This is a genomic window from Cohnella hashimotonis, from assembly GCF_030014955.1.
Taxonomy (GTDB): domain Bacteria; phylum Bacillota; class Bacilli; order Paenibacillales; family Paenibacillaceae; genus Cohnella; species Cohnella hashimotonis.
This window is the reverse complement of the sequence record NZ_JAGRPV010000001.1, coordinates 8,070,735-8,093,326: the sequence shown is the minus strand read 5'-3', so window position 1 is coordinate 8,093,326 and position 22,592 is coordinate 8,070,735. Positions and strand designations below refer to the sequence as shown.

The 22,592-nt window shown below is 53.5% G+C and carries 18 protein-coding genes and 1 pseudogene; 5 read left to right on the top strand and 14 right to left on the bottom strand.

The genetic code is table 11. The annotated features are described in order from the left end of the window. The first annotated feature begins 44 nt into the window (after nucleotides 1-44). Entirely contained in the window at nucleotides 45-2,963 is a 2,919-nt protein-coding gene (locus KB449_RS32325) for a hybrid sensor histidine kinase/response regulator (protein ID WP_282912271.1), read from the top strand. 269 nt (nucleotides 2,964-3,232) lie between these two features. Here KB449_RS32325 and KB449_RS32320 read toward each other — a convergent pair whose 3' ends face one another. Beyond that, complete coding sequence (locus KB449_RS32320; RefSeq protein WP_282912270.1) at nucleotides 3,233-5,749, bottom strand: winged helix-turn-helix domain-containing protein; 2,517 nt, start codon at nucleotides 5,747-5,749, stop codon at nucleotides 3,233-3,235. 107 nt (nucleotides 5,750-5,856) lie between these two features. On the opposite strand from KB449_RS32320, the gene KB449_RS32315 reads away from it, so the two are divergent. Next, on the top strand, nucleotides 5,857-6,897 hold the full coding sequence (locus KB449_RS32315; RefSeq protein ID WP_282912269.1) for a dihydroorotate dehydrogenase: 1,041 nt from the start codon (nucleotides 5,857-5,859) through the stop codon (nucleotides 6,895-6,897). Next, on the top strand, nucleotides 6,879-7,115 hold the full coding sequence (locus tag KB449_RS32310; protein WP_282912268.1) for a hypothetical protein: 237 nt from the start codon (nucleotides 6,879-6,881) through the stop codon (nucleotides 7,113-7,115). Before KB449_RS32315 ends, KB449_RS32310 begins: the two co-directional genes overlap by 19 nt. Before the next feature lies 1 nt (nucleotide 7,116). On the opposite strand, the gene KB449_RS32305 is transcribed toward KB449_RS32310, so the two are convergent. The 7 genes and pseudogenes from KB449_RS32305 to KB449_RS32275 all read right to left on the bottom strand — a co-directional run. Beyond that, entirely contained in the window at nucleotides 7,117-8,856 is a 1,740-nt protein-coding gene (locus tag KB449_RS32305) for an ABC-F family ATP-binding cassette domain-containing protein (RefSeq protein ID WP_282912267.1), read from the bottom strand. Nucleotides 8,857-9,005: 149 nt separating this feature from the next. Beyond that, on the bottom strand, nucleotides 9,006-11,270 hold the full coding sequence (locus tag KB449_RS32300; protein WP_282912266.1) for a winged helix-turn-helix domain-containing protein: 2,265 nt from the start codon (nucleotides 11,268-11,270) through the stop codon (nucleotides 9,006-9,008). Between the two features lie 180 nt (nucleotides 11,271-11,450). Next, nucleotides 11,451-12,131: an ABC transporter ATP-binding protein gene (locus KB449_RS32295; protein WP_282912265.1), complete on the bottom strand. Its 681-nt coding sequence runs from the start codon at nucleotides 12,129-12,131 to the stop codon at nucleotides 11,451-11,453. Continuing rightward, a complete protein-coding gene (locus KB449_RS32290; RefSeq protein ID WP_282912264.1) occupies nucleotides 12,131-13,252 on the bottom strand; it encodes an ABC transporter permease in 1,122 nt (373 codons plus the stop codon). The genes KB449_RS32295 and KB449_RS32290 overlap by 1 nt, the downstream gene beginning before the upstream one ends. A 106-nt stretch (nucleotides 13,253-13,358) precedes the next feature. Beyond that, nucleotides 13,359-13,928, bottom strand: a complete 570-nt coding sequence (locus KB449_RS32285) for a TetR/AcrR family transcriptional regulator (protein ID WP_282912263.1) — start codon at nucleotides 13,926-13,928, stop codon at nucleotides 13,359-13,361. Between the two features lie 97 nt (nucleotides 13,929-14,025). After that, entirely contained in the window at nucleotides 14,026-14,718 is a 693-nt protein-coding gene (locus KB449_RS32280) for a WYL domain-containing protein (RefSeq protein ID WP_282912976.1), read from the bottom strand. Nucleotides 14,719-14,883: 165 nt separating this feature from the next. Continuing rightward, nucleotides 14,884-14,973 (bottom strand): annotated as a pseudogene (locus KB449_RS32275) (hypothetical protein); the annotation flags it as partial. Nucleotides 14,974-15,126: 153 nt separating this feature from the next. On the opposite strand from KB449_RS32275, the gene KB449_RS32270 reads away from it, so the two are divergent. Beyond that, nucleotides 15,127-15,606, top strand: coding sequence for a hypothetical protein (locus KB449_RS32270; protein ID WP_282912262.1), 480 nt, complete (start codon nucleotides 15,127-15,129; stop codon nucleotides 15,604-15,606). Between the two features lie 22 nt (nucleotides 15,607-15,628). Further along, nucleotides 15,629-16,105, top strand: a complete 477-nt coding sequence (locus tag KB449_RS32265) for a GyrI-like domain-containing protein (protein WP_282912261.1) — start codon at nucleotides 15,629-15,631, stop codon at nucleotides 16,103-16,105. Nucleotides 16,106-16,226: 121 nt separating this feature from the next. Here KB449_RS32265 and KB449_RS32260 read toward each other — a convergent pair whose 3' ends face one another. The 6 genes from KB449_RS32260 to KB449_RS32235 all read right to left on the bottom strand — a co-directional run bounded on the left by KB449_RS32260 (nucleotide 16,227) and on the right by KB449_RS32235 (nucleotide 22,413). Beyond that, nucleotides 16,227-16,724 carry a GNAT family N-acetyltransferase gene (locus KB449_RS32260; protein ID WP_282912260.1) on the bottom strand — a complete coding sequence of 166 codons (498 nt, stop codon included), beginning with the start codon at nucleotides 16,722-16,724 and terminating at the stop codon, nucleotides 16,227-16,229. Between the two features lie 162 nt (nucleotides 16,725-16,886). Next, the gene (locus tag KB449_RS32255; protein WP_282912259.1) at nucleotides 16,887-17,849 is read right to left on the bottom strand and encodes an NAD(P)H-binding protein; all 963 of its coding nucleotides are present in this window, start codon (nucleotides 17,847-17,849) and stop codon (nucleotides 16,887-16,889) included. 79 nt (nucleotides 17,850-17,928) lie between these two features. Beyond that, nucleotides 17,929-19,437, bottom strand: a complete 1,509-nt coding sequence (locus tag KB449_RS32250; RefSeq protein WP_282912258.1) for a multicopper oxidase family protein — start codon at nucleotides 19,435-19,437, stop codon at nucleotides 17,929-17,931. Beyond that, on the bottom strand, nucleotides 19,430-20,317 hold the full coding sequence (locus tag KB449_RS32245; RefSeq protein ID WP_282912257.1) for a Rossmann-fold NAD(P)-binding domain-containing protein: 888 nt from the start codon (nucleotides 20,315-20,317) through the stop codon (nucleotides 19,430-19,432). Before KB449_RS32245 ends, KB449_RS32250 begins: the two co-directional genes overlap by 8 nt. A gap of 23 nt (nucleotides 20,318-20,340) precedes the next feature. After that, the gene (locus tag KB449_RS32240; RefSeq protein ID WP_282912256.1) at nucleotides 20,341-21,783 is read right to left on the bottom strand and encodes a DHA2 family efflux MFS transporter permease subunit; all 1,443 of its coding nucleotides are present in this window, start codon (nucleotides 21,781-21,783) and stop codon (nucleotides 20,341-20,343) included. A gap of 108 nt (nucleotides 21,784-21,891) precedes the next feature. Further along, on the bottom strand, nucleotides 21,892-22,413 hold the full coding sequence (locus KB449_RS32235; protein ID WP_282912255.1) for a TetR/AcrR family transcriptional regulator: 522 nt from the start codon (nucleotides 22,411-22,413) through the stop codon (nucleotides 21,892-21,894). Nucleotides 22,414-22,592: the final 179 nt, after the last annotated feature.

Below are 22,592 nucleotides of genomic sequence, written 5' to 3'. Positions count from 1 at the left end.
TTGTTCCCATCTATCAGCATCAACACGCTTACAAGCCGGTCGCCGTGTCCGGCTCGATCGATCTGACGGAATGGGACTGTGCCTCGGACGTTACGGTCCCGCTTAACGGAGAATGGTCGTTTTATTGGTCCCGGCTCTTGACTCCCGCCGATCTGGCAGAAGGCGCGATAACGCCCCAAGCTTATATGAACGTGCCCGGTCATTGGAACGGCCAGCGGATCGGGGACGTCACACTCCCCATCAACGGCTATGCCACGTACCGCCTGCAAGCTCATTTATCCTGCAGCGAGGGTACGCTCGCGCTGAAGACGTCCAACATCCGGGCTTCCAACCGGATCTTCGTCAATGGAGACGAGATCGGACACAGCGGTTCGCCGGCTGCCGATCCCTCGGCCATCATCCATCGCAATACCCCTTACGCAGGCTATTTTCAACTTCAAGGAAACAACGATCTCGACATTCTCGTTCAGGTCGCGAGCTTCAAGAGCTTCAACTCGGGCATGGTGCAGACGATTACGTTGGGCAGGCAGGACGTGATTGCCCATCTGGGCGAGTATAACGTGCTGTTGGACGGCGTTGTCTCTTCGGGTTTTCTTTTTATCGGTCTTTACTTCTTCGTCCTGTATTTTCAGCGCAACAACAGCAAGGAACTTATTTACTTTGCATTTGTGAGCTTTTGCGGCGGCATCTATCAGATGACACATTCGGAGCGCCTGCTCATGAAGCTGCTGCCTTCGCTTGACGTCATGCCGCAGCTGTGGATCGAGAATTTGTCCGCGCTCGGCGTATTGTTTTTCTTCTCCAGATTCACTTATTACCTGTTGCCTGGCGTATTCTCGCGCAAGGCGCTTCGCGTGCTGGAGATCATTCTGGCGGCGTGCGCGTTGCTCGTAATCTTCACCAAAGCAACGTATTACGCGCCTTATATCTATTCGATTCTGCCGATGTCCGCCTTTGTCATGGGACTGAACGGTTATTATATGTACAAGGCATCGCTCAAGCGCAGGCCCGGTGCCGTTTATCTAACGCTATCCGCCATAAGCTGCTTCATCATGATGTTCACCTCTGCGCTTAACACGCTCTGGCAGCTCGACGGCCACTTTTTCCTGCCGATCGCCCAGCCGATTCTTGTCATCTCCCAGGCGCTGTACATGTCCCTGCAGTTTACGAACGACTACAATCAAGTCAGGCGCTTAACGGACAAGCTGTCCGCGGCCGACAAGCTGAAGGATGAATTTTTGGCCAATACTTCGCATGAGTTCAAATCGCCGCTTAACGGTATTATTAATATCTCGCAATCCCTGATCGAAGGCGCGCGCGGGCCGCTTGGCCGCGAGCAGTCCGAAGATCTGCAGCTGGTCAGGGATATCGGCCGACGGCTGACGATATTGGTTAATGACATTCTGGACTACTCGCGCATGAAGCACCGCGATCTTGTTCTGCACATCGCGCCCGTGGACTTGTCGGCGGTCGTGGGTGCGGTAATCGGACTATACGGTTATGCCATCAAGAGTAAGCCGCTGCTGCTCGACAATCGAATTCCTCCCGCAGCATTCTTCGTGATGGCGGACGAAAACAGACTGTATCAGATTATCCGGAACCTGATCGACAATGCGGTCAAATATACGGAACGAGGCAGCGTCTCCGTTACTGCGCGCATTACAGCCGGTCAAGTAAAGATTACGGTCTCCGATACCGGCAGAGGCATTCCGCCGGATCGGCTGGAATCCGTCTTTATGTCCTACGAGCAGGCAGCTGAAACGGACACCCAGCTCTCCGGTGGCGTCGGGCTAGGCTTGTTCATCGCGCGGCAGTTGGCCGAGCTGCAAGGAGGAACGATTGTGGCGGTCTCTTCCATCGGCAGCGGTACGCAAATGATACTCACGCTGCCGGCGGCGCCGGTACCGGCCGAAGCCGTACCGCCAGTGGAGATCGAAGAAGCGCCGGAACCGGAAAAATTCTATGCTATGGAAGGTCACGGCCCAGTAAACATACTGATCGTGGACGACGACTATAGCAACCTGCGTACCTTATTAAACGTTCTCTCGCTGGACGGCTACAAAGTGACGGCTGTAGGAAGCGGAGAAGAAGCGCTTCAACGAATCGAGGAGCAATCGTACGACTTGTGCATCCTGGACATCATGATGCCGGGAATGAGCGGCTACGATCTGTGCAGACAGATCAGGGAACGCTACACCTTGCCCGAATTACCCGTTCTGCTCGTCACGGCAGGCTCAAGCCGGGAAGGAATGGCGTTTGGCTTTGATGCCGGAGCTAATGACTTCCTGCAGAAGCCTTACGACATGTCGGAGCTGCGCACCCGCGTCAGGACACTCGTCGCACTTAAACAGGCTATGGGGCAAGTCGTACAAAAAGAGCTGGCTTTCCTTCAAGCGCAAATTAAGCCCCACTTCTTGTTCAACACGCTCAACACGATCTTATCGTTAAGTCATACCGATCACGCCAAGTCTCGCACGGTGCTCCAGAACTTCAGCGCTTATTTGCGCTACAGCTTTGATTTTAGAGGCGAAGCGGAACTGTCCGAGGTCCGTCGGGAGCTCACTTTGATAAAAGCATACGTAGATATCGAGCTTGCGCGTTTTGGCAGCGAGCTGCGGGTGGAATACGACATTGATCCGGAAGCCGGCGCGTGCAGAATGCCACCGCTTATGCTTCAGCCGATTGTTGAGAATGCCATCCATCACGGCGTAATGCGCAGAGAGGAAGGCGGGACCGTAAGGATCTCCGTCAACCTTCGCGAAGGCCGGCTGCAAGTGAACGTACAGGATAATGGCGTAGGCTTTCCTGCAAAAAACATGGCCGTCAGCGATGCCCGAGGGGCGAATGTCGGTCTGGAAAATATTCAAAAACGTCTCAAGCATCTTTACAACGAGACGCTGATCATCGAGAGCAGTTCGGCCAAAGGCACGTCCGTCACGTTTTCCATCCCTGCTCTCCTCTGATCTTCCGAAAGTACAGCAATTGCGGATATGGCGAAGGTGGAGTTGTCAAAGAATTTGCCGGATCGAGTGAATCGGTTGGGCAAGCATTGGCGCCTTTGCCTTCAATAATGCCCAGCTGCTTATAATGGGATTGAAAAACGTCGAATCATGTTACTTTTGCACTACTATAAGATGATTACAGCGCAAAAAAAATCCCCCATCCAAGGGGGAGGGGGGGGGGTAAAATTATGGGGGATATTCTTATACCGGTATTTATTGTACAACGCGCGCTACAACCACTTTAATGCTTTCCCTTGCTCCAGCGCCTGCTCTCTTTTGTTCACGCGAAGCTTTCGATACATGCTTTTCAGATGGCTTTTGACCGTCTCCGTCGTAATCTGAAGCTGGTCGGCGATCTGTTTATTCGACAGCCCCATCTCGATCATCCGTAATATTTTTAATTCCTGCTTCGTGATCAGGGCGCCCGATGTGGCCGTCTCATTCGCAGGGTCCGACATGCGCAGCAGCAATTCTCTGGCGTAGCGCATGATCGGAGACATCGGATTCGCGTTAGTCTGCCTGTGCCCGGTATATTCGCGCAGCAGCTCTGCCATCTTGACCCCTTCATCCAGGAAGCTGCGGATGTATCTCCCCGGTTCCGCCAATTGGAGCGCCGCTTCCAGCTTCATAAGGGCGTCTGCCGTCTCTCCTTTTTGGTAAAAAGCCAAGCTTTGCAGAATCGTCACCTTTACCTTATCCCAGGTTCGATCTTCATCATGGACAAATCCGTACATTTGCTCAAGCAGCTGCAAGGCATCGCTCTCCCTGCCGCACGCCATGCATGCCCGTGCCAAGTGAGAATATTCCCTGATCGAAGCAAACGGAGCCGTATCAGTATATTGGATGCCGCATGCTTGCAGCCAACCCGCATCAAAGGAACCATTCACAAGCGACAAATAAGCCTTCTCTGCCTCTATCTTCCTCATGAAAATACTTTTGTCCGGAGAATGGATCTTCGATTTGAGCTGCTCCAGCAGATCAAACGCTCTGGCCGAAGCCCCTTTGGCTTGATAGATCCGCACAGCAACTGCGGCGGCACCGAACAATATAAGGCCATAGGGCTGTATACACTTGGTCTGCAGCGCCCTTTCCGCATAAACTTCAGCCTCTTCCAATCGGTTCTGCTCGTATAACAGCAAGCTGTACGTAACATAATAAAAGCCGACAAAGGGATAATCCTCTCTGCTCTCCCATCTCTTAACCCACTTCGAAAAGTATCTCTCCGCTTCATGCAAATCGTTGATAAAGCTCAATTGCGTGTCGAAACTGATGGAATATGAATTCCCTTCGATCATCTGAAGGTAGCTGCCTTCCGGCATATGCCGGTCGAACATCTCCATGTATTCATCCACTTGTCGAATATCTTTCCGGTAAAAAGAAACCGCCGAGGACAAATAAAGCACATTCCCAACGTACGCTGTCCATTCGGGATCCGAAAGCTTGTTCTCCATTTGACGAAGTCTGGCTTGCGCCAGCTCCATTTGACCCGCTTCCACCATCACTTTGACATAAAGAAACTGAATGCCCGGTTTATCCGCCAAACAAGACTCCGGCAGCTCGCAAAGCCATCGGTAAAGCACTCCTCTTTTCACGCGAAAGTCTTGTAGATGCTTTTCCATGAGATCGCTTGCTTCCAGATAATGCCCTTCCATAAGCAACTGCTCTACCGCCTCTTCTAAAAACCCGTTCGCCTCCAACCACTGGGCCGCCTTGGTGTGCAGTTCCTTCGATCTTCCCGCATATCGCTTCCGAAAAAGCCGCCGTAAAAAATCGGAAAACAAATGATGGTAGCGATACCACTCCCGTTGATCGTCCAGCGAGACGATGAACAAATGCTGCTGCTCCAGCGTTTCCAGCAGTTCCTGACAGTTCGCTTGTCCTGTAACCGCCTCGCACAGCGTGCCGTTCATCCTGTCTAAGATCGCGGACTCCAATAGAAAGGACTGAATCTCGCTCGGCTGGAGGCTAAAAACCTCCTGAAACAGGTAATCGGCTATGTTGCGGTGCTCCCCGCTGAAGGCACGGATAAATTCCGCATGATCGCCGCTTCTTTGCAGCGAAATGGCCGCAAGATACAGGCCGCTGATCCATCCCTCCGTACGGTCGACGAGCACCGCGATCTTATCTCCCGACAGCGACAATCCCATGCAATCCTGAAAGTAACGGATGCCCTCCGCAAGTTGAAATCGCAGCTCCTGAACCGTGATTTTCACCATTTGGCCAGTCGTCTGCAGCCTTGCCGTCGGAAAAGGCATTTCAGTCCGGCTTGTGACATAGAGGTGGAAGTGAGCGGGCAAATAAGCAAGGAAATAAGCGACCGACGCGTGAATGGGCGCAAAATCAATCGTGTGATAGTCGTCCCAAACTAAAACGAATTCATCCGAGCAGCTGTCAAGCTCGCGAACCATGGCCGAGATGAAGGGCTCGAACGCTCCCGACTTTAAGGAGGGCAAATACGGGGTGACCGCTTCCGCAAACTGAGGATTCTTACTATTGATTGCAGCGATCGTATAGCTCCAAAACGCAATCAGGTCATTATCTTGCGGGCCCAAGGAGATCCATACGGCAGGGATGGCGGACTGCTGCAGCCACTGGCTTAGAGCCGTTGTCTTGCCATATCCTCCGGGAGCCGATAGGGACGTAAGCTTGCTCTTCAAGCCTCTATTTAATAGCTCCGTTATCGCCGTTCGCTCGACAAGGTCGTCGCGCCGCGTTTGCGGGATATGCAGTTTGGTACTCAGAATCATGTCGGCACCTCGGGGTCGGCTGTCGAATCTTTTCCTTATTATACCCGTCGAAGGCATCCAATGGTATGATCTGATTACAGTTGTCCGTCCAAAGGAGACCGCGATACGTGCCGGATTGGTCTTATCAAACCTTGTTTCGCCCGTTACTGCTGCGTCTGCCGGCTCGAACCGCACGGCGCATCACGCTCAACGCCTTCGGCGCTGTCGGTCGCATGCCAGGCGGCGCATTTCTCATTAAGACGCTAGGCCACCAGGAGCCTTCCCCTTTGCTCGAGACGGGGTGGTCGGCGACGCCAGTAGGTTTATCAGGCACAATCGATCCCGAAGGCACTGCCCAACGCGGGCTTGCCAGGCTTGGCTTCGGCTTTGTGGAGATTGGCCCCGTCACCGTACAACCGATCGCATCCCACGAACCGATTGAACTCAATGCCAAGCAAGAGCTGATTTATTTTCCCGAGCCTTTCGAAAACGAAGGCTTGCCTGCCGTCATACAAAAACTCGCGGCTTCAGGACACAGTCTGCCCAAGTACGTACGAATCGCTGCCATGCCTGGCGCGTCCGATGAAGAAGTGATTTCCCAGTTTACTCACCTGATCGATCGGCTGACGGCGGTTGGCGCTGCGGGTATTTATGTAGATATAACGTCCCTCATTGGGGACGCTTCTGTATGTCATCGCATACTGAACCGAATGGTTGATTGCGCGGAAACAGAATGCCCGTTTTTTTTATACCTCCCGCCTGACTTATCGGAAGATCGGCTTCACCATCTGCTTCAACCTATCGATTGTTCTGCGTGGCACGGTGTTGTGATCGGGGGAGAGCTAGCTGCGGAAGGCGGAGCGGCGGTTCAAGGAAGTTGCGTGAAGTCATCGGGCTTGGAGACGCTTCGGCTCGTACGGCAATTAGGACCTTCGAGTTGGATCGTCAAAGTCGCCGCCGGCGTCCATGAGCCCCAGGATGCGACGCTCTTCCTCCAAAACGACGCAGATGCCGTACTTCTTGGCAGCGGATTTGTTTTTGCAGGACCGGGCTTGCCTAAGCGGATTAACGATGCGATTATTAGCAACAAGGCAGCGAGCACCGCCGTCCCTGAAACGCCATCCTCTGGAGGCATTGGGGTTGGATGTGTTTGCTTGGGATCGGCATGATCATCGGTGGATTAATCGCTTGGCTAATCGCGCTATCGAGTGTGCTGCTTCCCTACGACGAGCGCTTCCTCGCCTTTATCGCCGGCCTGAGCGTCCATTACGGGATCGGCTACACTGATTTCATCCATTTGCTGCCTGCGTGGTTTGCCTTTGTGCTTTATTTGGCTGGGTTGGTTTTGTTGTATCCGTATATGCATGGGGTGGATGGAGGAGATTGATTCAAAGCAGCTTAATCAGCCCTTCCAGCTCATCAACCAAGCCTTTGGCAAGTTCAAAATCCGTATCTTTTAAAGCCGACTCTATTTTCAATTCAACCGATTTTTTCTTTTCTTCCTTTTCCAGATAATCCCGATCAAAATGGCTGGCATAGATCATCTGCCTAAATTTCCGCATGCTCATTTTTCTAATCGTCTTGTCCTCAATGATTAAAACATAGTCCATGCCATTTACGACCGAATAGAAGTCATGAGAAACCATGAGAATCGCGCCTTTATATTCTTCAATGGCTTTCTCAAGTGCGATTTGCGTATAGGTGTCCAAATGGCTGGTCGGTTCATCAAGAAGCAGTACGTTCGCTTTACTGGCGGCTACTTTGGCGATTTGAAGCAAATTTTTCTCTCCGCCGGATAAAGAGGCTATCTTCTGATTAACGATTTCTCCTTCAAAGCCATAGCTCGAGAGGTACGCTCTAATCTCATCGTAAGTTTTAAACCCGGCCTCGATGAATTCATCCATTACCGTATTCGAATCCTTCAGCACTTCGCCTTGATTCTGAGATAAGTATGCCACTTTAACGTCAGCATTGATTTCAATGGAATCATGGCTATTTTTAAAGATATCTCGGAGTAGAGTCGTTTTCCCGGTGCCGTTTGCACCAATGATGGCTACTTTATCCGTAGACCTGATCTCGAAGTCAACATGGTCTAACAGCAATTCATCAAAGGTCACCTTATAATTGCTGACCTGTATAACGGTGCTATCTTCCATGGCATGGTCCAGTTCGAAACGGATCGCCGGCTCCTTCAACGCAACGAATGGCGCTTTAATTCTACGCGCTTCCAATCGTTCTTGAAACCTGACTCTCGCCTTTAACGCTTTACCTCTTGAGGCTTCTGAGTTATAAGTCGCAATCGCCCTTAAATTATGGATGATTTTCTCGTTTCTCTCACTTTCTTCGGCCTCGGCGACTGCGAGTTCTTGCAACTCCACTTTAGTCTGCAGCAAGGAGAAGTTATAATCCACATACCGCCCGTCAAACTCCTGGATCTCCGTGTTTTCAAGGTGCAGGATCTTGTCGAAGCAATGATTCAACAGATATCGGTTGTGCGTAACAACGAGCAGCGTTCCTTTGTGAGCGTTAATCAGATTTTTAAGCGCATTGAGGTTGTCAAAGTCTAAAAAGACATCCGGTTCGTCCATAATCAATACGTCCGGATGACGAAGCATTTCCTTCATCACCTGAATAAGCTTGAATTCCCCGCCGCTCAGGTCCGATACGCTATGATCCTTCAGCCGCATGAGGTTAGCCAAGTTTAGTTTCCTATTAATATTGCTTTCAAAATCATCCCCGCCGAGTGCCTCCAAGGCGTCTAAAGCAAGTTGGTATTTTTCTAATAACGAATCTAAATCCGAGGTTGATTCCATTTCCGTACAAATCGAAGTGATTTCATCTTGTATCTTAATGAATTCTTCCCCTATATATTCGAAAACGGTTGTTTCTTTCGTTTGATCGAGTTGCGGGAACTGACTGACGTGCCCGATTTTGCAAGTCGGGTCTATTTCCAAGATGCCCTCGTACATATATTTTTCCGGATCCATCAGCATGTCTATCAACGTGCTTTTCCCATTGCCGCTTGTTCCGATAAAAGCGCAATGTTGTCCTTCATCAAGCGTGAATGAAATGTTTTTATAGAGTTCTTTCTGCGGAAACGAGAAGGATAGTTGTTCGACTTTGATCATGGTATGACCTTTCCTTGAAAAACTTAGATTTGGCGCTTGCCGTTGTTAGCGTAACACTGTTTATAACCAACTTCAATCGCATATGTTCCGACGGCCCGAATGCGCCGTCCTCCTATAAGTCCGCCGCTTGAGCGCCTCCCCTCCCCGTCTCAACGCGCAGCCGCCCGGAACAGCGGATCTGCATCCGCGAAGGCGCGCAAGATTTGCCCGGCATAGTCAGCCTCGGGCACCGGGCTCGCCTCAATCGACTTCAGCAGCTCCGCCATCGCCTGGCCTTCGTCCACGAAGCTGCGAACGAACCCCTGCGGCTCCGCCAAGCGCAAAGCGGTCGTCAGCAGATCGAGCGCCTCCTTCGTTCGACCGGTGCGTTGCATGATCAAGCTTTGCAGAATGAGGATTCGAATCCGATCGCGGAGACGGTCCTCTTGCCGGAACAATTGCTGCAAGCGTTCCGCCAAGGCCGACGCTTCCTCCGTACGGCCGCATGCTGCGAGCACGTTCGCCAAAGTGATATACGCCGAGACGCCATTCATCGATACTTCATCCGTCGAGGCCATCCCGCACCGCTCCAGCCATTCCGCCGCCGCGTCCAATGCGCCCTGCCGCACGGCCAGACAAGCCTTCTCCGCTTCTATTTTCCGCCGAAAAAGCGCATAATCCGGAGATTCGATCCGTTCTTCCAACCGCACCAGCAGCTCCGCCGCCTCCGCGGGACGGCCGAGCGTTTGCTGAATTCGCGAGGCGCCGATGTAAATCTGCATCAAGCTCCGCGTATTGAACTGCGCTTCATCGGGGAGAAGGACGTGACGAATGCAGCGCTCGGCCTCTTCCATCCGGTTCCATTCGTAAAGCAGCATGCTGTACGAAGCGTACAGCCGACCGGCAAACGGATGCCCCTTCTGATGCGCCCATCGGGTCGTCCACTTCAATAGAAACGCAGCCGCTGCCCGATAATCGTTAATGAACGACAAATGATCCTCGAATTCTTCGTAACCGCTATAGCGATTGTCCCCGATCGCTTGAAGGAAGCCGCCTTCCGGCGTATACCGGTCCGCGAGCTCGAAATATGCCGATACCCGGTCCAGGTCCTTCTCAAAATAGCTGGCGGAGGCGCAAACGAAGCAGATATTGCCCATCATTTGCTTCCATTCCGTTTCGTCCATTTGCCCCTTCAGGTTCTCGTAGCGGCGCTTGGCTTGCTCTGCTTTCGCATAGGCCTTATCCCATTGCCGGATGCCGATGAGCAACAACAGATAGAACATCTCGACCATCGGCCGCTTCGAGATGAAGGGCTCCGGCAGCTGCAAGATCCATCTGCTCAGCGTAGCGAACTTCTTCTGCAAGAAAGCCTGCAGATTGTTCTCGATCACGCGAACGGCGCCGTCGTACTGCCGGCCCTCCAAATAGTGCCTGGCCGCATCCTCTTCGAAGCCATGGCTTTCCAGCCATTCGGCCGCGCGAGTATGCGCAAGCCTCCAGTCCTCCGGCGCGCTTTGGGCGAACAGCCGCTGCAGAAAATCAGACAGCAGCTGGTGATATCGGTACCAGTCCCGCCGATCGTCCAGCGGGCTGATGAACAAATTCCATTGTTCCAGTTGCTGCAGGTACTCCTGACTGTTCGATTGTCCCGTTACGGCTTCGCATAAGGCATGATTCATACGGCTCAGAATAGACGTTCGGAGCAAAAAGGCGCGCATCTCGTCCGATAGATGACTGAACACTTCCTCGAGCAAATAATTGGCGATATGATGCTGTTGTCCGTCAAACTGCCATATCGATCTCGCGATGTCGCTGCTGCTCTTAAGCGCGAGCGCCGCGAGCTGCAGGCCGCTGATCCAGCCTTCCGTCCGCTCGCACAATTCGGCCGCCTGCTGTTCGGACAACGACAAACCCTTCGTGTCCCAGAAAAAGGTCAAACCTTCTTGCGGACGAAACCGCAAATCCTGAACCGTGATGCGCCGCATTTCCCCCTTGGCCAGAAGACTGGCGGTCGGGATGTCCAAATCGGTACGGCTCGCGATATAGAGATGAACGTGGGGAGGCAGGCGCTCCAGCAAATAACGCAACGACTTCTGAATGGCGGGCAGCTCGATCAGATGAAAATCGTCGAGAACGACCACCAGGTCGGCGGACAGTTGACGAAGCTCGTTCAGCAAAGCGGAAATCGCGGGCTCCTGCGATTCGGACGACGCGGATGGTCCCTTCTCCAGCAGCGGGTTGACGGTTCGCGCAAAGCCGGGGATCCGCTTCTGGATCGAAGCGATGACGTAGCTCCAGAACGGGACCCATTCGTCATCCTCCTTATCCAGCGATACCCACGCCACAAGGACGCCGCTTTGTCTGGCCCATTCGCCGAGCGCCGTCGTCTTCCCGTAGCCGGCCGACGCGGAGACCAGCGTCAACTTGGCTGTCATCCCCTCGTCGAGCTTGCGCATTAACTGCGGCCGCGGCACTAAAGCGTTACGCAAACGTGGAATGTATAGCTTGGTCTGGACAATCAACTGGCAACCCTCCGGAAACGACGGAAAATAGGTTCTAATAATAACTATGTCGACAGCAGGGCCCAGAATCCTGAGTTCGGCTAAACTGCAGCGCTACCGGACGAGCGACAACCTGCCATCTTCCATATGGTACACTTTGTCGCAGTGTTTTAGCATCCGTTCGTCGTGGGTAACCATGATCGCGGCTTTCCGGCGCGATTTTACTTCATTCGCGATCAGGTTGACCACTTCATAGGCACGTTTGGTATCCAGGCTTGCCGTCGGTTCGTCGGCCAATATGACGCTCGGGTCGTTGACGAACGCCCGCGCGATCGCCACCCGTTGCTTTTCGCCGCCGGACAGATTCTCCGGGAAACTTCTCAGCATTGCATGAAGTCCCAGGCCCTCCAACAACTGTCGGGCAAGCGCCTTGTCCGCAGCGGCGACCTTTCCGCCCATTCTTTTCACGAGAAGCAATTGATCGAGTACGTTCAGATAAGGGACCAGATTCGAGGTCTGCATGATAAACCCGATCTCGTTCAACCGGACGGCAGACAGCTCCCTCGCCGATAGTCGGGAGATTGAATTCCCGTTCACCGCCACCTCCCCTTCCGAAGCTTGAAGCAGCGCCCCCGCGACGGACAGGAACGTGCTCTTGCCGGAACCGGACGGGCCGACGACGGCAACGAATTCGCCGGGTTCGACTTCAATCGATACGCGATCCAGCGCCGTCAGTCGATTCGGGCCCTCGCCGAAATATTTGGTGGCATTGTGAATGCGTAATCCCTTTGGCATTATTCGACCCTCCCGAGCGCTTGCAGCGGATCTATTTTAGTCATTTTACGGACGGAGACCAGCGAACTGAGCACCGCGATAACGAGAAGGAGGATCGAATAGACGACAAGAAGCGTCGGATCGAGCTGAAAAGGCATTTCTTTGGGCATGATCGCAGCCGTACCGTACGTAAGCACGATGCCGGCGGCAACGCTGCATGCCGACAAGACGAGGACTTGGGAAACGATCGCTCTGCCCAGAAATCCGTTCGTTGCTCCGATCGCTTTCATGATGCCGAAAGCGTTCCATTTTTGCATCGTAATTACGTAGAAGAACACGCCGAGTACAAATGCGGAAATGGTCAGCAAAAAGGCAAGCATCATCAGAATGGAGCCACTCTCTTCTTTGTATCCAGGTAGGCCCTGGATCGCGGCTGCGCGGGTTACGGTGTCCGTACCCGACAGACGGGCGTCTACGTCGCCGGGACGAATGTTTTTGCCTTGCAGCATAACGGCGTTGACCGGATTGGAGATTCCTTTGTCCGACCCCGGGGCCGCGAAGGCGATTTTCCTCCATTCCGACAGAGAAGCAAATACAGAAGCTACGTGATTGTAGGTCTGATTCTGGACAAAACCCACGATGGTCAAGGACTCCGTCGAACCGTCCAATCGAAAGCGGTCGCCCAGGCGAAACCCCTTGTCCTTCAAAGTGGCATTGACGATAACGCCGTCGGGACGATCGGGCGACAGGCCTTCGCCCTCAACGACTCGCGGCTCCAAAAAGCTTCCCGGGCTCACGCCGACAATGGCGATGTCCACCTTATCTTCATTCCTGTCGCTCTTGCCGGTCAGGGCGGTGGCCATTGAAATACCCATGGGCGACGCGGCTCCGACGTTCGGCAGCTTCCCGGCCTGCCCTGTCGTCTGCTCGCTTAATATAGACTTGCTCATGGAAGATTGCGACCCATGCTCAAAAACGACATAATCGGCATCCATGTTCTTGAATGTCGACGCCGCAAGCGTGGATAGTCCATTGCCCAATCCCGATAAAATGAAGACCAACCATGCCGTCAACACAAAAATAATAGCAATCATCAAAAATCGCATTTTGCTGTGAGCGAACTCCCTGATCGCTAAAAACATAGGATCTTCCCCTCCCTCTCATTTTTATGACACATGTGTCAAATTCGGCGCTTCACACTCGTCTTCTCGAATATTAAACACCATAATTGACACATGTGTCAAATACTTACCTGCCCCTGGCCCCTCCGACCCACATATCAAACAGCAGCCGACTCCATTGCGCAGGGGGAACCTCCAGCATATTCGGCGTGTTAAACAAATGAAAAAACGTGCCGACCAGTACGGGCAGCGGAAATTCTTTTCTCAGCATTCCCGCCTGCTGCGCCTGTTCGATAAGACGCACGAGCTGCGCTTTGAGATCCAGATGCGCGTTCTCGACGAACGCGAGATCGCGGGCTGCGGCTTCCGAGTTGTTCGCGTTTATCTTATTGGCATCTCCCAGAAGCTGGTGAAGCTTGGATTCCTCCACGTATATCGCCAGCACGTCCTGAAGCGCGCCCATCGCATCCGATTCATCGACTTTAGACACCTTGTCGTATACATTCGAGATCACCCGCTTCATGCAAGCGGCAACGATTTCTTCTTTGTTGGCGTAATACTGGTAAATCGTGCTTCGTGCGCCGGGAAGGTGCTCGGACAGCATTTTGAGATGAAAACCATCGTAACCGTGATTCAGAACCAATCTCTTGGTCACGTCCAGCAACTCCGATTCGGTATACAACTGTTTTCTTCCCACGGCTCATCCTCCCCCTTCATCATGAAAATTAGTGTAACAAATAAGGGCGAAAAACACGACCTCGATGCCTAAGTTGCCCGGTATCTTCGCCCGGCATTTATTTTGCCAACGTATCGGCACTGCCCTTTAACCGCTCTTCCAATATCAAGCGCAGCTCATCGGGAATCCGTTCAAACTCGACCCCTTTCCCCAAGAACAAAAGCCAATCCGCATAGTATGCCAGCGCTTCGGCATCGGTCACGTCCAGTTGAACGTTAAAAATCCCGCTCGACTGGAACATCCCTGTAAAGGACAATATAATTCCCGGCGGGTGCATGCGCTTAAAGCGCTGAATGCCGGTCCAATCAAGCTTTACAACCAGATTGGACTCGCGTGCGCCAAGCCGTTTTTTGCTTAAAATCTCCTGCTCCGAACGCTTCATCTTCTCCGTGGAGATAGCCGAATCCCGCAGCATCTCGACAGGTAAATACCGAAACGCATCCGTATCAAAATCATAAACCTCGACCAGCCAATGCGCGTTTGAGTTAAAAATATGAATCAAAAAAACGTCCATCAATTGAGGCCAGCCAATACTCGGCTCATAAGTCAAACGCAGGTGCTTATCCCGCACGGCAAGCGAAATCAACTGATTCAACTCCGCAGGCGCCGCATCGTCGAGTTCGAGCAGATTCGGATTCGCAGGATTCGTATTTTCAAAAAGCAAGATATGATTCAGCTCGATCAGCTCGTCGTGCTGGGCTTGCGATGCGATGCCGATGAGTTTTTCTGTGATAGAGCGGCGATTTTGCAAATAGGGCAGCTGCGAATTTTTGGAAGCGATAAAGCTGATAAATATCGCTTTGAGCTCCTCCGGCGTGAAACGGACGGCGGACAGGTACTGATTTTGCAGGACATTGTAGCCGCCCCCGCGCCCAAGCTCGGACGTCAGCGGGAAACCCATCGCCTGAATCTCGTTGATGTCGCGGATCGCCGTCGCGCGGGAAATCTTGAACTCCCGCTGAATCTCCGCAATCGTAAAATGCGCGCGGTTATTGATAAACCGCATGATCAGGTTCACTCGTTCGGTCTTTTTCATGATTGTATTGTATCAGAAATGCAGCATCGCTTTTTGGCATCCGCCAAAAAAAGTATCGTTTTTTGATACATTTAGCGACTAGTATCAATCTTGTAAAGAATCATCCCAAAGGAGAGAATAATAATGGCTAGCTACTCCATCCAAACCGTCTCGGAAAACTACAAAATGACTGCTTTCGGCGTTATACTGGAAGACTACAACGACTGGGCAGGCAATGCGGCAAAAACGGCGGCGAAAAAAACGGAAATCACTGAAAACGGCAAGCTGGACGAGCTTCTCGCGCTTGCTGACGGGCAGGAATATCAAATCAATTACGTCATCGGCGGCAAGGCTTGGCGCGGCTTCGGCGTGATGGGCGCATACGACGTGGAAGACGCGGTCGTTCTCGACTTCCTCGCCGGGGAATACCTCGTGGTGCCCGGCACCGGCGCCGACAAAGACCGCCTTGCCGACGAAATAACAGGCAAAGTATTCGGCGGCCTGCTCCAAGAAATTACGGACTACAAATACGTTGGTCCCGGCAACTCCACATTCGTCAAAGCGGCTGAAGGCGGCAAATTTTACGGCGAAATGTGGCTTCGCGCGAAAAAAGCAGGCGACTAATCTTAAGCAAAGGAGCGCTCTCGTGGAAAGTTACTCCGTCGAACACAAAAAGTCGTTTACACTGACCGCGTATGGTTTTTCGATACAATCCAATTTCCGGGACGTGCCGACTTTGCAAAAAGAAAAAGCGGCGTTCTGGGGAGGACTGAAGGCTGACGGGCGTTTTGACAAGCTTAAGGCGGCCGCAAAGGATGATCGTGAATGGTCAGTCAACGAGGTTTATCAAGGCAGACCGTGGAATTACTTCGCGGTAGAAGCTAGCAAATCGGTGACTGACGCAACGCGCATCATCGAGTTTCCGGAGAGCGAGTACATCGTGGTCGCAGGAACCGGCGACAAGGAAGCTCTGTTCGATCAGTTGACTTACCGCGCTTTTGCCGAAGTCTTGTCGCAAGTCACGGACTATGCTTATATCGGCGGTCCAAATGCGACTTATCGCAAAGAAAATGGCGACGGCACGTTCTACGGCGAATTTTGGGTTCCGGTGGTTAAAAAATAGGGTCATCGTACCGACTTTAGCCGCACGGGCGAACCCCCGTACGGCTATAGCCGGTTTGACCCCGAATCTACGGTCGCATAAGCCTTGTCTGTCTGAAGTCAACGCCATAAACAATGAAGCTTTAGTTGCCCGGAGCGACACTTTTCTTTAATAAATGCATCGTCCCGTCCCCATTTCCCGGGTCAAAGGCCATCAATCGTTCATAGCCTCGGCGTTCATACATGGGCAGCAGCCATGGATGTTTCTCGGCAGTCGCTAATGTAACGGCTGGCGCACCCAACTTATCGCGAATGATCTGCTCCTCCACCCAAGTGAGCAGCTTGTTGCCCACCCCTTTTCCCTGAGACGCAGGATCCACGGCAAACCATCTCAGGAAAGGCAGATCCGTAATTCCTTTAAGCTCATTGCCTTTAGACAGGGTAACCGTAGCTTGCACTTCACCATCGATCTCCAAAACGTAGCATTCATGTTCAGCGATATTCGTCTGGATCATGGCCAAATCCGCATGGGCGGCAGGCCAATGAAGCTCAAGCTCGCGTATCGTGATATAAGCCTCATAGATTACCTCTTGTATTCTCTCCGCATCCTCTTGTGTCGCTAAACGATAAATTTCACTCATCCCTCAAAGGACTCCCTGCAAAAGAGATTAAAATTCAAGTTTTTCACTCGGAATAAACTCAAATACACTCTAACATAAATTTATGATGATCGTTAATTGAGTTTTTCTATTCATTCATCAATTGTGCTGTCTCAACACGATAATTACTGAGATGGCTATTGGTTATATTCTCTTTTGTAAGGCTTTTATCGTTGAGGCGATCCCCTCTTGGAACGGTGTTGCCACGACCGGGCCGATGAACCTCTCGTACTTGTCTCGGCTAAGCGTCAGAGGCTCTTCTGTTAAGTAAAGCATTTCCACCACTTCCTTCATAACAGGCATGCCGATTCCGAGTAGAGACAAGCCCAGCTTCTTTAACGGAATGACCGATTTGACGCTGCCGCTTGCCGATTGCGCAATCTTCACGATGTCTCGCCCTGCGATTAACCCGGTACCCGGGATATGCCAATTCTGGCCGTAGGCGATTTCTTTACCCGCCAGCTCGACAATCATGGCCGCCGCGTCCGGCAAGTAGACGAATTCGCGGGGAATATGCATATTCCCGATGTAAAACGCCATCTTGCCGGCGGCGATCGCTTCCAGCGTCGAGCCCAAATACGAGGCTTCGTTGGCGGTAGGTCCGTAATAATCCGGCAATCGGGCGATCGCAACCTTGGCCTTGTTCCACCGCTTGCTAAACAACATCCGTTCATAGTCCAAGCGAACTTTACCTTTTCGCGTATGCGGCGCTTTCGGATGCTCCTCGGTTACGGGGTTGGATTGTCTCCTGCCGTAAGGGTATATTCCGTCAATGGCGACGACTCGAGCAGCCATGCGGTCCGCCGCCTCCATCACCGACTCGCCCAGCGGAATCAGCTTACTCGTCATCTCGTGGTACGGAACGTTCGCGCAATGGAACCATACGTCCGCCCCGCCAGCTTGAGAAGCGATATCGTCCGGTCGCATGGCATCCCCAACGGCAAGCGTCAGATGAGCAGGGTTGCCTAGCCGATTCGCGAATTGCTCTAATTTGTGACGTGAACGCCCGAACGCAATCGTGTCGATCCCGCGACTTACCAGCTCTTCCGTAATTGCGGCACCCGTTCCGCCGGTTGCTCCAATGACCATTGCCTTCGTGATCGTCATCCCATTCGACCTCTTTCGTATTGTGATTGATTGATTACTAACAGAACGATGCTTCTCAAAATCGTTGCGTCTGCGCGGCTTATAGATCGGGAAGATTGCCTGATTGGGTTCCGACCCGGTATGGCGTCGTAATGCCTTCGTAATTCAGCATCATGCTCATGCCCATCGAGGCATGCTTGAGATTGTGACAATGCACCATCCAGAGGCCTGGATTGTCCGCTTCAAGGTACAGCTCATAGGTCTCGCCCTTCTTCGTTAGGAGCGTATCCAGATACACCGGACTGCCGCGCAAGGCAACCCTGTTCTTGCTCAAGACGCGGAACACGTGCCCGTGAACATGGAACGGGTGATCGCCCCCGCCTACGTTGGAAACGGTGATGCTTACATGGTCCCCCTCCTTCACGATCATGGGAGGAATCTCGCCGAAGGCTTTGCCGTTAATCGATTTGACGAAAAGGGTCTGGCCCAGCTCGAGATCGAAATGCCGATCGGGCTGAACTTGCGGGATGGGATCGTTAGGCGACGGGGTGCCGTAATCCACGAACGAGAACGGCTGCCCGCCTTCCGAATGGTGCGGCTCGCTTCCGCTGCCGATCGTAATCGGCAAGCTTTTGGCCGAAGGGCTGCCAACGACAACTTTGCCCGTCGCCGGAACTTGAATGAGCAGATCGTAACGCTGACCCGCTCCGATCGGGACCATCGTATCCGCCAGTTGGCCGGGTTCATGAAGATCGTGACCGTCCATAGCGACGACCCGGAAAGGCGCTCCGTCGACATGAAATTCCATCGTTTCATTGCCCGAGTTGATCAGCCTTAGCCTGACGATATCGCCGGGTCGCCCCGGGACTGCCAGCCCTTGCGTACTGCCGTTCACCAGCATGGAAGAACCTAATTGCTGATAAAGGGCGGTCGTCTCCGAAGTCGTCGTATCGGATTCGGATCCTTCTTTGGGTTCGACGATCATCGCGCCCAGAAGTCCCTTGCCGACTTGGATCGAGCTCATTTGATGAGAGTGGTACCAATAAGTTCCCGGCGCCGGCGCAATGAAAGTGTAGGTGAACTCGCCCCCCGGCGGCACGGTATCCTGCGTCACACCAGCGATACCGTCCTGCGAACACGGGACTTCGATCCCGTGCCAATGGATCGTAACGCCGTCCTCGATGTCCTTGTTATGGAGCGTGACAACCACTCGGTCGCCTTCCTTAACGCGAAGCTCGGGACCCGGGGAAGATCCGTTGAACGTCCAGGCTTCAACCGCCTTGCCGTTATCGAGCTTCAAGGTCGTCCGCGCTGCCGTCAGATCGAACTTCCGAATCGGAGCCGACGAGTCCGGGGCCGTCAGCGAGACGCAAGACACCCCGCCTTCAGCAGCAGAGGAATTTTCCATGCCCGCCACGTGCTCCATGTGCTCCATATCCGCCATATCCGTCATGCCGGCCGCCATTTGATGATGAGCCATGTTCATCTCTACCGGCTTCTGAAGCCGCATTTGCCAGAAATAAATCGTTAACGCTGCACCGATCAGGAGCACCACCATCGCAGGAATAGCGATGTAAACCAGGCGTTTGACGTTTTTTCGATTAGTCAAGTTGAGTTCCTCCATCGCGTTTCCTCATCATGTACACGATCGTTGACGCGATGCTCTCCGGGTAAGGCGTGGGCGACGGGCCGCAAAATACGGTGCCTTCCCTCCCGCTATCGTCGCCGAGTCGTGCCAAGCGCTCCAGCATCGTCTTCGCCCTCGGTTCATACCATTGCAGCAAGCGCAGCCGCCACCCGTCGATCGGCTCGAACTGCGGGATCGCTTGAACAGTGGAGCCCGGCAGGCCAAGGAGCTCCGCTTGCGAGATCGGACCATTTCCTCGAAGATTCCAAACGCCTCCATAAGCGGATTCCGTCGAAGCCAGCTCCAACACATACCTGGCAGCACCCTCTACATACAGATAGTCTCTTCCGACGGAAGGATCGATGAGCCGCTTGACGGGCTTCCCTTGAATAACTTTGCGAAGCGCGTAGTGGGTAACCGTGTTGGATACGCCCTCGCCGTACAGCTCCGGACTGTTGATTCGCATAGACGATTTAACAGGAGGGTTTGCAGGGTCCGGTATCCTCTCGTCGGCAGGGAGATAAACGCCTTCGAGCACGACCGTTCTGGCACCCGTCGCTGCAGAGACGCTCCGCACCGCCTCGAGCATCCGCCGCACCTTCTCCGGCTCATCATCGTAGGTTAAGTAGGCCCCGCAGAAGATCACGTCGACGCCTTCCGCTGCCGCAAGAAGCTCGCCTTCGTTCCGGGCATTTCCGCGTACTGTCCGCAGAAGCGATGTGGAGGCGTATGTCTCCTCCAATGCTTCCAGCTTGCGCCGCGATCCGGAATAGGCGACGACTTCGACATTCGCCCCGATTAAGTGCTTGACCAATACCCTTCCCCAGCCGCTGCCTGCTCTCACTACCATTGCTTTGATCATATGAATCGCTCCTTTGTGATTGATCAGTCACTTACTTTGGAAGACGACGATGATCGTACAATCGCGAGCACGACGATCGCCCCGATGATCGCGAATGCGGCTGCTCCAAGGAACACCCAGGAGAATCCCCCGGTCAACGCTTGCGCTTCGGCTGCGCCGCGGCCCAGCAGGCGATCGATTCGAGACGACGCCGCGGTGGTCAGCAGCGCGAGTCCAATAGCGCCGCCGATCTGTTGGCTCGTATTGACCAAGCCGCTAGCAAGCCCTGCTTCTCCATCGGCCACGCCATTCACGGCCAGTTCCGTACCGGAGACGAAGGCGCCGCCCAATCCGATTCCGATCAAGATGGAGGGACCTAGCAGATTGGCTGCGAATGTAGCATCGCTCGGCGAGAAAGACAGCCAGATGAGCCCTGCGGCCAGCAGGATGAGCGATGCGGCCAGCGTCTTACGCGTACCGACGGCCTTGACCGCCGCGGGAACGACCCCGGCGATGGCGACCAGCGCACCGGCCAGCGGGAGCTGGGTGAGTCCTGCCTTTAACGCGTCGTAATGAAGCACTTGCTGCATGTAGACCGAGAGCGCGAAGAACAGTCCCGTCGTCGCTCCTCCGATAAGGAACATGGCCAGATTCCCGCCCGTAACCGATTTGTTGCGGAAAATGCCTAGCGGCATAAGCGGGTTTAAAGCGCGCTTCTCGAGAAAAATGAACGATCCGAGCAGTACAACCGCCAAGCCGGCGAGTACCAGCGTCTGCGGAGCCGTCCAGCCGACCTGCTCCGTTCCGGAGAGTGCTGCGACGAGCGCTACGATGCCGGCCGTCACCGAAGCCGAACCCGGCACATCCAGACTTACGCGTTCGCCGAGCGAGTCCTTGACGATGAGGAAGGGAATCGCCGCCAAAACCAAAGCGGCTACAGGGACATTAACGTAGAACACCGAGGACCAGCCGAGCGAAGCCGTCAGCACCCCTCCCAGCAGAACGCCCGCAGCGCTGCCGACGCTGGCAACCGCGCCCCAGATGCCGAGCGCCTTGGCCCGATCCCGCGGATCCGCGAACAGCTTGGTGACCAGGGCAAGCGCGGCCGGGGCGAGGAGAGCGGCCGATGCGCCTTGAATCGCTCTCGCCGCGAGCAGCCAGGCTCCCGAGGTTGACAGTCCGGCTGCGGCCGATGCTAGCGCGAATCCGGCGACTCCGATCATAAACAACTTTCGGTGACCGAATCTGTCTGACAACCTTCCGCCCAGCAGCAGCAAACCTCCGAAAGGAAGCACATAAGCCGTGATGACCCAACTTAGCGTATTCGTGCTTAGGTGGAGCTCCGAACCAAGCGAGGGGAGCGCGATGTTCACGATCGATGCGTCAAGCACCACTAAAAATTGCGCGAGCGCGAGCGCAATCAGCGCCCACCACCGATACGCTATCGTGCGAGAATTTGCAATTGCCGGTTGTAGCATGGAATTCATTTTAATCCCCTCCTGTGAGTGATTGATCAATTACTAACTTTGTGTTTTCACTATAGCAAATAGTGAGTGATTGGTCAATAACTACTTTTGAATAAAAGACTCTGCGCCTCATCCCTTCATTAATTCGGGCATATTTAGCGCAACAGCGACGTTACATAGTAAGCCTCGCGCAAGAAACAGCATCGTCCGCTCTTCGGCCTTCTCGATACCGGCTTCTTGGAATGCGGCCAGCACCATTTCGCGGACTTCCTTAAAGCCGTTCCTCATCGACTGCTGGATCGCTTCCTCCTGAATCGTCTGCGCCTGCATCTGCAGTAACATCTCGTTATGGTGCATCGCCTGAATGTGCTCGTATTCTTGAATGAGAGTTGCCTCCAACAATTCCGGCGACGTTTTCTCTACCACCTGACGGAACGATTGGACCACTCTGGACCACGAGGCTTCCACCGCGCTGAGCAACAGAAGTTCTTTCGTCGAGAAAAACTTGAAAACGTAGGGCTGTGAAATGTTCGCCCGCTGTGCCACCTGTGCCGTCGTAGCCCGGTAATAGCCGACTTCGGCGAATACCTCGATCGCCGCGGAAATAATCTCCGCTTTGCGATTAACGGACGTAAAATCAGATTTAGCCAACATATGACCCCCCTAGGAGATAGTGATTGATCAATAACAGATCTAGTATACTGCTACCTTGAGCTGAATGCAACAAAAGGGGGATTGCGCCGGATCTGCGCAGCGACGTCCGTCTACAGCCGACAATCGAATGGCCGCGCTGATTCAGTCAGCTAACGTAGGCACAAAAAAAGCGGGGC